Genomic DNA, 11052 nt, shown 5'->3' on the forward strand with positions numbered 1-11052 from the left:
AGACCTACTTCAGGATATTTTCCACGATTCCGTAATCTACATAAGCAGGAAACTGATTTCCTGAGAGGTTATGCTGCTGGCTTCAGTGCCAACCGGGGCACCTATTCCGACCAAAGCGGAATTGGAATGGAATTAAAGGAAAACTTATTGAATCCTGATAAATTTGGTCCTTGGCATGTGGGTTCACAGATGATGGGAGAGACCATACCCAAAGAAAGCAATTTTGTTGCCTTGGATCCCAACCAAAAAGATGATTGGGGGATTCCGCTATTGAAAGTCAATGTGGATTATGATGACAATGACGAGAAAATAATCAAAGATTATCAGGAACAGATGAGCGAGATGTTTGAAAAAGCCGGATTCACCAATATAAGACTCCGTGATGACAAGCGTGCCCCTGGGTTGGATATCCATGAAATGGGTGGTGTCCGAATGGGCAAAGACCCAAAAACCTCCCTACTAAATGCGAACCATCAACTGCATTCGGTGCCAAATGTGTACGTGACAGACGGGGCATCCATGACCTCCACCGCAACCCAAAACCCATCTTTGACTTATATGGCTTTTGCTGCGAGGGCGGCGCACCATGCGATGAAGGGTTTGAAATAATACTTTCTTAACCCCACTCAAAGGAAATTTTGGCTGGGGTTATTGTGCATCTCGGATGGATTTGATGTAAATTGGCTAAATTAAATTATTTGAGTGATGAGTATAGAAGACCAAAAAGCCATAATTATTGAAAAAGTCAAACAGGTGAATGATATTGACCTTATCAATGCCATTCAAAGTATGCTTGAATGCAAGAAAGATGTTTTGTTTGGATTCCCAAATGAGCATCAAAAATTAGTGATTGACAGATTCGAAAAAGTTCGGGAAAACCCTGAAAGGCTTTTGGACTGGGAGTAAGCTCAAAAAATCCTGAATGAAGAATGACAACCTAAAATGTCAAAATAGATCATGGTGCTATTGTATATGGACTTTAATTTTTTTTAAAACGCTACCCTACTTCCCCAAAATCCCCTTCAAATTCGCTGGCGAGTAATTGACTGATTTAAGCGTCTTTCGGTCTCCTTTTCTAAAAACCAGAAACGTTTCACCTTCTTTTTCATAGAAACAATCCACACCTTGATTTTCATAATGTTCAACAGTCTGTTGTGCTTCTTCCACCGTTTTGCAGGCTTTGCTCATATTGGATCTTTGGACCTCATCAAAAAGCTCTTTGAACTTGTCTGCCAAGCCAAACTCCAAAATTGCCCCTGACAAGACATATTGGATGTCACAAAGAGCATCTGCAATTTCCACAATATCTCCGTTTTGTATCCCTTCTTCCAGTTCTTTCAGTTCCTCCGATATCAGGGAAACCCGCAATTGGCATCGCTTGGCATCCGGGATTTGAGGTTCGGGAAGGATTGGATGTTTGAAAGTTTGGTGGAAAGCTGCGACAGAAGTTAGGCTTTTGGGATCTTGCATGGTAAATGTTATTATAATTCAAAGAATACCGTCACATTGAATGAAGTCATCGTGAGAGATTTGAAACTATTTGCCAAGATAAAATAAAAATGGCCGGAATTTCCGGCCATTTTAAATCTTTTTTGAGGATCAATTTTATTTTTCACGTATGTACGCGATAATGCTAGTAAAATGGTAATTCAATTTAATGCTCGCCAGAAAACTTAAATGTCCGGTACTTCGGTCTTCCGACTTCCGTCCCGTTTGTAGAAGAATATTGGGTTACTGGCAAAGAAGCGGATAACCATTTAATCAATTATTTTTTCTTAAACACAACTGCTGATTCGAGATTGCTCTCGATTTGGGTGAAGATAGCAGCATTGGCATCAGCGCTTCCGGGACCAATATCGATTTTGCCGTCCAAGTTGGAATCTACGGCTGTAGCAAAATTGACGTTGGCAAACAGTTTTGTCAAATCAAAAACCAATACCATTTCGGACTGCCCGTCCACATCTACGCCCTGACTGGACTCAGCTTTTGCAACGATCATTTTTTCTGTTTCCATCCAGATATTGCAGGCTTTTCCATTTGCCTCTCCTTTTAGCCATAAGGATTTGTTGAACATAGGGTCAGACTGGGGTGCACTGGTATTTTTAAAAAGTCTGAAGTTGACCTCCTGATACTTTCCATCCGGAGTGCTGCCCGAACCCATTGTACTCGAACGTACGGATCCATCACTGATCAAAGTAAGAGATTGCTCTTTGGCTGTTGAACTTTGCAAGGAAGTGTTGACATTGGTTTTGAGGGTGATATTTCCCAAGCTGATACCTGCCAGGATATCTGCCTTGGCTGCATAGCGCATTTCTACATCTTTTGTTGCGACTTTAAATTCGGCTGTAGAAAAGCCATTGACTATGACACGTCCAGTAGGGTTTGAACTTCCGTTATGTGCCGTGGCACTCAGGCTTGCTTGGCTCTGAGGCTCCTCTAAAACTTCATCTTTGTTTTCATTGCAAGCCAGCATCAAAAATCCAATTGCCGAAACAAACGCCCATTTTCCGTAAATCAATGTTCTTTTTTTCATAATTTGTTTAAGTTGGTTTATGCATGCATCTACGCAATGAAAGTGCCAACGGATCAAGTGAAAATTGACAAAAATCAAAGGTTATGATCCTAAATTCAAATAAAAATTACCAACAATTCTGATTTGCGATTTTTAGATAAATCTAAATTTCGATTTTTTCAAAAAAATAACGGAACCTAAAAGCTCCGAATTTTATATAATTACAAGTCAATACTTATTGGTCACTTCAAACCAAAGTATCATATCTTTTACCGACCTCGTCCCAATTGACTACACTCCAAAAAGCAGACACATAATCAGGTCTTCGATTCTGGTAATTGAGGTAATAGGCGTGTTCCCATACATCAATCCCCATCAATGGTATTCCTTGAAATTCGGAAATATCCATCAGTGGATTGTCCTGATTGGGAGTTGAACCTACCTTCAATAAATTATTATTATCCAATACCAACCAAGCCCAACCTGACCCAAATCTGGTTGTAGCGGCAGTTTCGAATTCCTTCCGGAATCCTTCAAAACTTCCAAAAGCTCCTGTGATGGCTTCTGCCAAATTGCCACTTGGCATTCCTTGTCCTGCTGGGGTCATGATTTTCCAAAAAAGTTCGTGGTTGTAATGCCCGCCTCCGTTATTCCGCATTTTTGTGGAATATTTGGATATATTCATCAACACCTCTTCCAAAGGTTTGCTAACATCCACTTTTTCTTCGGAGGAAGCTTCTCCAAGATTCTTTGCATAACCTGCGGCGTGTTTGGTGTAATGGATTTCCATGGTCATGGCATCGATGTGTGGTTCCAATGCCATATGGTCATAACTCAAGGGAGTTTGTTCAAAACCTGTGCTCAGTGAAGAAACCGCTTCCTCTCCACTTTCTCCACCACCACAGGCGGTCAGAAATGCAGAGCCGATCATACTACTTCCTATGCCCATAGCAAAGGTCGCTTTGGAACTGTGGCTTAGAAAAGTCCTTCTGGAAACATTAAAGTTTGTCTTTTTCATAGATTGTTTTTTTCCTTTAGAAATGGTTTTTCATTCTCAAGAACTTCCAAGTTAAACATTTCGACTTGATTTTGAAACCATATATCAGACAATAAGTCTGAATTTGTGACAAGTTGGTTATGTTTGTAGAACCATTATTACTTGGTTTGGTTTTTGAAAAAGAGGCTTTATCCCAAAATGGTTTAAAACAGACATGGAAATTTCCTTTTATAAATATCAGGGCACTGGGAATGACTTTGTCATGATAGATGACAGATCAAAGTTATTTCCGGAAAAAGACCTTTTTCTGGTCAAAAAACTCTGTGATAGAAAATTCGGGATAGGTTCAGATGGACTTATTTTGATCCGAAGCAAGGAAGATTTTGATTTTGAAATGATTTATTTCAATGCAGATGGCTCCCAAAGTATGTGTGGTAACGGAGCGAGGTGCGCTGTGGCTTTTTCCAGATTTTTGGGAATTATTGGAGTTAATACGACCTTCTATGCTATAGATGGGGCACATGAAGCAAATGTTGTGGGAGATGAAGTGGAATTGGGCATGAGTCCGGTTTTAAGTTTGGCCAATGCAGGTGAGGATTTCTTTGTGGATACAGGTTCTCCCCATTATGTGCGGTTTGTAGAAAATGTGATGGAATATCCTGTTTTTGAAGAAGGGGCCAAAATCCGCTTTAGTAATAAATATGCGCCAAAAGGTACCAACGTGAATTTTGTCACGCCTTTGACAAATAAGGAAATTCAAGTAAGGACATATGAAAGGGGAGTTGAGAACGAAACACTTTCCTGTGGTACAGGCGTTACAGCATGTGCTTTGGTGCATGGGCACCAAAATGGACTCAATGAGGTTGTAATAAAAACATTAGGAGGTAATTTAAGGGTTAGATTTGCTGAAAATCCAGATGGGAGTTTTCAACACATTAAACTTATAGGTCCCGCCGAACAAGTGTTTGAAGGAAGAATTGAGATTTAAGACATAAGACGTGAGACATAAGACGTGAGACAAAAAAAGCAAGATTAAAGGCTTTTCCTGATGCATGTTAGGACACAGAATCAAGAATCAAGGTTTTTTCGTCCCAATAGTGGTTGAGTTAGAAGAAACAAAAATTAAAACAAAGGGCCTTTTGTCAAATCACTCTTAACCTTAAGGTTTTTCACTCATCCTAATAGCTATATGGAACCAAATCTCATGTCTAACGTCTCATGTCTTGAGATTCAAATCTTACGTCTCATGAAAAACATTAACAAAAAGGCCGTAATTTTAAGGCCCCATATTATATAGAATCAATTATGTTAGAATTATTAGCCAAAGGACTGGCAAAAGTTTTTGGAACGAAGTCAGATAGAGATATAAAAGAATTGGCCCCAAGGGTTCCCCTAATCAATGACGCCTTTAATAATTTAAGGGACTTAAGTGATGATCAATTGCGGGCAAAAACCGAAGAAATAAAAGCCATCATCAATGCTGACCTCAAAACATTTGATGATAAAATAGCTCTATTGAGAGAAAAGATCGATAGCCTTGCTGCTGATAAAGTACACGAGAAAGATGCGCTTTTCAATGAAATTGACAATATAGAAAAGTCAAGGGATGAAGCATTGGAAGTTACCTTGGATAAGGTCTTGATAGAGGCTTTTGCAATAGTCAAAGAAACAGCTAGGAGATTCAAGGAGAACGGTAAACTTGTTGTCAAAGCATCTTTACATGACAAGGAACTTTCAGTCAAAAAACCCCATATAGAAATTTCAGGTGATGAAGCCATTTGGCATAACAAATGGATGGCAGCAGGTACCGAAGTAGTATGGGACATGGTCCATTATGATGTACAGCTCATTGGAGGAATGGTACTGCACAAAGGTAAAATAGCTGAAATGGCCACAGGTGAAGGTAAAACTTTGGTTTCTACCTTACCGGCTTACCTCAATGCACTAGCAGGCAGAGGAGTCCACTTGGTGACTGTCAATGATTACTTGGCAAAAAGGGATTCCGAATGGAATGCTCCATTATTCGAATTTCATGGTCTAAGTGTAGATTGTATTGACAAATATCCGCCAAATTCAGATCAAAGAAGAAAAGCCTATGCTGCCGATATTGTCTATGGTACCAACAATGAATTTGGTTTTGATTACCTAAGGGACAACATGGCCCGTAATGCCAATGACCTCGTGCAGGGTAAACATCACTTTGCCATGATAGATGAAGTTGACTCCGTTTTGATTGATGATGCAAGGACACCATTGATCATTTCGGGTCCTATTCCCCGAGGGGATGAACATGAATTCATGGACATGAAACCTAGGGTATCTACTTTGGTGGATGAGCAGCGTAAATTGGTTCAAGGGTTTTTGTCTTCAGCGAAAAAACTGATTGGGGAAGGGAAAGAAAAAGAAGGTGGTTTGGCTTTGTTCAGGGCATTCAGGGGAATGCCAAAATACAAGCCTTTGATCAAATACCTTTCTGAACCTGGAATCAGGGTTATACTTCAAAAAACGGAAAACCATTACCTACAGGACAATAAAAGGATGATGCCTGAGGCGGATGAGCCTTTACTTTTTACCATTGAGGAAAAAACCAATGGGATAGAATTGACCGACAACGGAATTGAGGTCATCACCACGAAAAACGAGAACCCAACTTTCTTTATCCTACCTGACATTGGCGTGGAAATTGCCGAAATGGAGAAAAATCCGGATTTGGAGGAGAGGGAAAAACTGGTCAGAAAAGAAGAGATTATCAAAGATTATGGCATCAAGGCCCAAAGAATCCATACCGTCAATCAGTTATTGAAAGCCTACTGTATGTTTGAGAAAGATACAGAGTACATTCTTGTGGATGGAAAAGTAAAAATCGTCGATGAACAGACAGGTCGTGTGATGGAGGGAAGAAGGTATTCTGATGGCTTGCATCAGGCCATTGAGGCAAAGGAAAATGTGAAAGTGGAGGATGCAACCCAGACCTACGCCACTATCACGCTGCAGAATTATTTCAGGATGTACCACAAACTTTCAGGTATGACAGGTACAGCTGAGACTGAAGCAGGGGAATTTTGGACAATTTACAAATTGGATGTGGTGGTTATTCCGACCAACAAGCCAATTGTGAGGGATGACAGAGAAGATAAAGTATATAAAACCGTAAGGGAGAAGTTCAATGCAGTTGCTGATGAAATTGTGGAATTGACTACTGCCGGAAGACCAGTTTTGGTGGGTACGACCTCAGTGGAGATCTCCGAAGTATTGAGCAGGATGCTTACCATCAGAAAAATCCAACATCAGGTTTTGAATGCAAAGCAACATGCAAGGGAAGCGGATGTAGTAGCAGAAGCCGGTAAGCCGGGAACTGTGACCATTGCTACAAACATGGCAGGACGTGGTACAGATATCAAATTGACCCCTGAATCCCGTGCTGCGGGAGGATTGGCGATTGTCGGTACAGAAAGACATGAATCCCGACGAGTAGATAGACAGTTGAGAGGTAGGTCCGGTCGTCAGGGAGATGTGGGTTCATCTCAATTTTTTGTTTCCTTGGAGGATAACCTGATGAGGATGTTCGGTTCAGACCGGATAGCGAAATTGATGGACAGAATGGGTCTGGAAGAAGGTGAAGTAATTCAACATTCTATGATCACCAAATCCATTGAAAGAGCTCAAAGAAAAGTAGAAGAAAACAACTTTGGAGTAAGAAAACGTCTCTTGGAATATGATGACGTTATGAACTCCCAAAGAGAAGTAGTCTACAAAAGACGAAAAAATGCTTTGATGGGTGAGCGTCTGGAATTGGATATCCTGAATGTGATGTATGATGTATCAGAAGATATCGTTGAGATGGGCAAGTCAACCGAGGATGTGGAAAATCTCAGAATGAACATTTTCAGTTCCTTGGGTATTGACCATCCTTTCACAATTGATGACCTAAAATCAAAAGATTCCAATGTGCTGACCAGAGAGTTGTTCGATACAGCCTACAAAAACTATGTATCCAAAAATGAAAAGATATTACAGAAAGCTTTGCCAATCCTCAAAGACGTTCATACCCAAAGAGGTGCTACTGTAAAGGAAATCATGGTGCCTATCACCGATGGGGTCAAACAGATAGGTGTAGTCATCAATCTTGAATCTGCAGTCAAAAATGAGGGAAGCGATCTGATCCGTGCCATTGAGAAAAATGTAACTTTGGCAATCATTGACCAAAACTGGAAGGAGCATCTTCGTGACATGGATGACCTGAAGCAATCTGTACAGAATGCGGTCTATGAGCAGAAAGATCCACTATTAATTTACAAATTTGAGGCTTTTCAAATGTTCAAAAGGTTCGTAGGAAGATTGAATGAAGATACCATTTCTTTCATATCCAAAGCAGAACTTCCTACCCAAGATCCAAGTCAAGTGAAAGCCGCCCAGTCCCAGAGAAGAGATGATACCAATGTCAAAGCCTCCAAAGAAGAGGCTGGCAGCACGCTCAATCCCGGAGCCAGAAGACAAGCAGCTGCTGCATTTGCGAACAGGACAGAAGCGCCACAGGTAGTTGCCCCTAGAAAATCAGAAAAAGTCTATGGTAGAAATGATAAGGTTTCAGTCCAATATGCTGATGGTAAAACGATAAAGGATGTCAAATACAAAAGTGTTGTGCGGGATGTGACAGATGGAAAATGCGTGGTAATTGAACATTAACAATAACATCATGAAAAAATCAATGATTGGCCTATTTGTTCTGTTAATTTTTTCAAATTCCTGCGCTATTATAAAAAAAAGCGGTTCCGCTGCGGATGCCTATGAGGGATATCAGGAAGATTTAAGCGAAATGAGGATCACATTTCCTTCTTTGGAAAAACAGGTTGCTGAAAATTCAGAACCTAGGGTAACAAGCACTGAATCAATGGCAGTTGATGAAGACCTGAAAATAGCATTGAGGAATTTTACTGAAAGCAACAGAGGGGAAAGATATTGGAGTGGTTTTACAGTTTTGGTTTATAGTGGTGTCGATAGGGATATGGCCTTCAAAACAAGAAATGACCTTTTCATGACCTTTCCGGATATCAAAACAGACATGCAATATCAACAGCCTAGGTATTTGGTTAAAGTTGGAAAATATGTCAATAGAATAGAGGCTCAGGCCCATTACCATAAATTAAAAGATAAATTTCCCTCTGCCCGAATCATTCAGGATAGGTTTCAAAGAGGGGGATTTGTCAATCCAGAACCAATAGATAATGGTGAAAGACAAAATCAAGTCCCTGGCAAGTGACTATAAAGCCGAAATTATTTCAAACCGAAGGCACCTTCATGCCAATCCAGAACTTTCATTTCAAGAATTCAAAACAGTCGCCTTTGTTGAGGAGCAACTAAAAAGTTTTGGCGTTACCAAACTGGAAAGAAAGGCCGAAACTGGAATAGTTGCATTGATAGAGGGGATAAATCCATCCCAAAAAACAATAGCGCTAAGGGGAGATATGGATGCTCTTCCAATCATTGAACAAAATGATGTTCCATACAAGTCTACCAATCTTGGGGTCATGCATGCCTGTGGGCATGATGTCCATACAGCATCCCTTCTTGGAGTAGCCAAAATTTTGCAGGGAATAAGGAATGATTTTGAGGGTACGGTTAAGCTTATTTTTCAGCCTGGAGAGGAATTGATACCAGGTGGTGCCTCTTTGATGATCAAGGATAAAGCCTTGGAAAACCCACGACCTTCAGGAATTATCGGTCAGCACGTGATGCCTTTGATACCCGTTGGTAAAGTTGGATTCCGAAAAGGGATGTATATGGCTAGTGCGGATGAATTATATATTACCATCAAAGGTAAAGGGGGACATGGAGCGATGCCTGAGACTTTGGTTGATCCCGTATTGATTGCTTCGCATATGATAGTGGCGTTGCAGCAAGTAGTCAGTAGAAACGCCTCTCCCAAGACTCCTTCGGTACTCTCTTTCGGAAGAGTGGAAGCGTTGGGGGCCACCAATATTATACCCAATGAAGTGAAGATTCAGGGCACTTTCAGGACACTTAATGAAGAATGGAGAGCCAAAGCCCACAAGAATATGGTCAGCATTGCCAGAGGAATAGTAGAAGGAATGGGAGGAGAGCTTGATTTCGAGGTCAGAAAAGGTTATCCCTTTCTTAAAAATGCGGAAGCATTAACTTCAAGGGCCCAGCTTGCTGCCATAGAATACCTTGGTGAAGAAAATGTGGAGGATTTGGATATTTGGATGGCCGCAGAAGATTTTTCCTATTATACACAAGAAATTGACGGCTGCTTTTATCGCTTAGGAACACGCAATGAGTCCAAGGGTATTGTCTCGGGAGTTCACACCCCCACATTCAATATTGATGAGGATGCATTGGAGATTGGAGCGGGCTTAATGGCTTTTATTGCTGTTAATGAGTTGAAATTTTAAGGTATTGAAATAAAGTAGAAATATTGTAAAAATACGCTTCGCGAAATAAGCTGGAAATAGTAAGCTCCTTTCTTGGATTTGAGCATAAGAAGTAAATAATCTGATTTCGATATTTCAATTTATTTCTATCATATTTCGTCTCAATTTCTATCTTATATCTAACATATTTCAATTTTATTTCCACAATATTTCCACTTATATCATTTTAGTTATGAAACCAACAAAACATTTAGCCCTATTCCTAATGCTGATCATAGGGATAAATACCAATTCTTTTGCCTGGGGACCAATTGGTCATTATGTAATCGGAAAACTGGCCGAATGGCAGATGAAACCACAGACAGTCCAAAAGGTAGAGGCCATATTACAACATGAATCAATTTCAGGAGTCGGTGTTTGGATGGACAATATCCGGTCTGATAAAAATTACGATTATACCTATACGTGGCATTGGGTAACAACCGCAGATGGAGAATATGACCCAAGCATTCAGGAGGAGGCAGGGGATGCCTACGCTTCATTTTTGAAAATTAAAGAGACCCTAAAAAAAGGAGGCTTAAGCCCCGAAGAGGAAAGAGACCAATTGAGGTTGTTGATCCATATTGTCGGTGATCTTCATCAACCTTTTCATGTTGGTAAACCCGGAGATCGTGGAGGAAATGATGTCAAGGTGAGTTTTTTCAACAAAGAGACCAATATCCATGCGATTTGGGACTCTGATCTGATCGAAGGCAAGAAAATGAGTTATACTGAGATCGCCACTGAATTACAAAAGCGTATCAATCCGGAATTGATATACCAATACACTTCAAAAACCCCTGCGGATTGGCTAAGAGAAGCAGCTGCCATTAGGCCTGCCATGTATGACATACCTGAAAATGGAAGAATAGGGTATGAATATATCTACAAACATTATCACCATGTAGAAGAAAGGCTGACTGCCGGAGGAATACGTCTGGCGCAGGTTCTGGAAGAAATTTATGGTTAACAGTTTTGCCTGTTTAATAGTAACATCAATTACCAATATGCCGGAATAATCAGATTCCGGCATTCTGATTTTAGGAAATAATTTAGGTATATTGATATCTTAATTTCCCATACAGCCTTTGTAAAGTTAGGCTAAGCTGGGA

General features: G+C 40.4%; 10 protein-coding genes. 7 read left to right on the forward strand and 3 right to left on the reverse strand.

Going from position 1 to position 11052, the window contains the following annotated elements; translation table 11 throughout:
- The coding region (locus ACEW8U_RS10710; RefSeq protein WP_373522032.1) for a GMC family oxidoreductase at positions 1-609 on the forward strand (609 nt) is incomplete at its 5' end.
- Between the two features lie 96 nt (positions 610-705).
- Positions 706-906, forward strand: coding sequence for a hypothetical protein (locus tag ACEW8U_RS10715; protein WP_373522033.1), 201 nt, complete (start codon positions 706-708; stop codon positions 904-906).
- 96 nt (positions 907-1002) lie between these two features.
- Here ACEW8U_RS10715 and ACEW8U_RS10720 read toward each other — a convergent pair whose 3' ends face one another.
- The 3 genes from ACEW8U_RS10720 to ACEW8U_RS10730 form a co-directional block, all read right to left on the reverse strand.
- Positions 1003-1470, reverse strand: coding sequence for a hypothetical protein (locus ACEW8U_RS10720; protein ID WP_373522034.1), 468 nt, complete (start codon positions 1468-1470; stop codon positions 1003-1005).
- Between the two features lie 295 nt (positions 1471-1765).
- Entirely contained in the window at positions 1766-2533 is a 768-nt protein-coding gene (locus ACEW8U_RS10725) for a hypothetical protein (RefSeq protein ID WP_373522035.1), read from the reverse strand.
- 226 nt (positions 2534-2759) lie between these two features.
- Positions 2760-3530 carry a superoxide dismutase gene (locus tag ACEW8U_RS10730; RefSeq protein WP_373522036.1) on the reverse strand — a complete coding sequence of 257 codons (771 nt, stop codon included), beginning with the start codon at positions 3528-3530 and terminating at the stop codon, positions 2760-2762.
- A gap of 193 nt (positions 3531-3723) precedes the next feature.
- Here ACEW8U_RS10730 and dapF point away from each other — a divergent pair, with 193 nt between their 5' ends.
- The 5 genes from dapF to ACEW8U_RS10755 all read left to right on the forward strand — a co-directional run bounded on the left by dapF (position 3724) and on the right by ACEW8U_RS10755 (position 10910).
- Positions 3724-4497, forward strand: coding sequence for a diaminopimelate epimerase (gene dapF, locus ACEW8U_RS10735; RefSeq protein ID WP_373522037.1), 774 nt, complete (start codon positions 3724-3726; stop codon positions 4495-4497).
- A gap of 317 nt (positions 4498-4814) precedes the next feature.
- Positions 4815-8195 carry a preprotein translocase subunit SecA gene (gene secA / locus ACEW8U_RS10740; RefSeq protein ID WP_373522038.1) on the forward strand — a complete coding sequence of 1127 codons (3381 nt, stop codon included), beginning with the start codon at positions 4815-4817 and terminating at the stop codon, positions 8193-8195.
- A gap of 10 nt (positions 8196-8205) precedes the next feature.
- Positions 8206-8769 carry a hypothetical protein gene (locus tag ACEW8U_RS10745; RefSeq protein ID WP_373522039.1) on the forward strand — a complete coding sequence of 188 codons (564 nt, stop codon included), beginning with the start codon at positions 8206-8208 and terminating at the stop codon, positions 8767-8769.
- Positions 8735-9922 (forward strand): M20 family metallopeptidase, encoded by a 1188-nt coding sequence (locus tag ACEW8U_RS10750; protein WP_373522040.1) that lies wholly within the window; start codon positions 8735-8737, stop codon positions 9920-9922. The genes ACEW8U_RS10745 and ACEW8U_RS10750 overlap by 35 nt, the downstream gene beginning before the upstream one ends.
- Before the next feature lie 211 nt (positions 9923-10133).
- Positions 10134-10910: a S1/P1 nuclease gene (locus ACEW8U_RS10755; protein ID WP_373522041.1), complete on the forward strand. Its 777-nt coding sequence runs from the start codon at positions 10134-10136 to the stop codon at positions 10908-10910.
- Positions 10911-11052: the final 142 nt, after the last annotated feature.

The organism is Aquiflexum sp. (genome assembly GCF_041751335.1).
In the GTDB taxonomy this organism is placed as follows: domain Bacteria; phylum Bacteroidota; class Bacteroidia; order Cytophagales; family Cyclobacteriaceae; genus Aquiflexum.

Coding starts and splice junctions, on each gene's coding strand:
- ACEW8U_RS10715 (WP_373522033.1), top strand. CDS start 706: ATGAGTATAGAAGACCAAAAAGCCATAATTATTGAAAAAGTCAAACAG.
- ACEW8U_RS10720 (WP_373522034.1), bottom strand. CDS start 1,470: ATGCAAGATCCCAAAAGCCTAACTTCTGTCGCAGCTTTCCACCAAACT.
- ACEW8U_RS10725 (WP_373522035.1), bottom strand. CDS start 2,533: ATGAAAAAAAGAACATTGATTTACGGAAAATGGGCGTTTGTTTCGGCA.
- ACEW8U_RS10730 (WP_373522036.1), bottom strand. CDS start 3,530: ATGAAAAAGACAAACTTTAATGTTTCCAGAAGGACTTTTCTAAGCCAC.
- dapF (WP_373522037.1), top strand. CDS start 3,724: ATGGAAATTTCCTTTTATAAATATCAGGGCACTGGGAATGACTTTGTC.
- secA (WP_373522038.1), top strand. CDS start 4,815: ATGTTAGAATTATTAGCCAAAGGACTGGCAAAAGTTTTTGGAACGAAG.
- ACEW8U_RS10745 (WP_373522039.1), top strand. CDS start 8,206: ATGAAAAAATCAATGATTGGCCTATTTGTTCTGTTAATTTTTTCAAAT.
- ACEW8U_RS10750 (WP_373522040.1), top strand. CDS start 8,735: ATGGTGAAAGACAAAATCAAGTCCCTGGCAAGTGACTATAAAGCCGAA.
- ACEW8U_RS10755 (WP_373522041.1), top strand. CDS start 10,134: ATGAAACCAACAAAACATTTAGCCCTATTCCTAATGCTGATCATAGGG.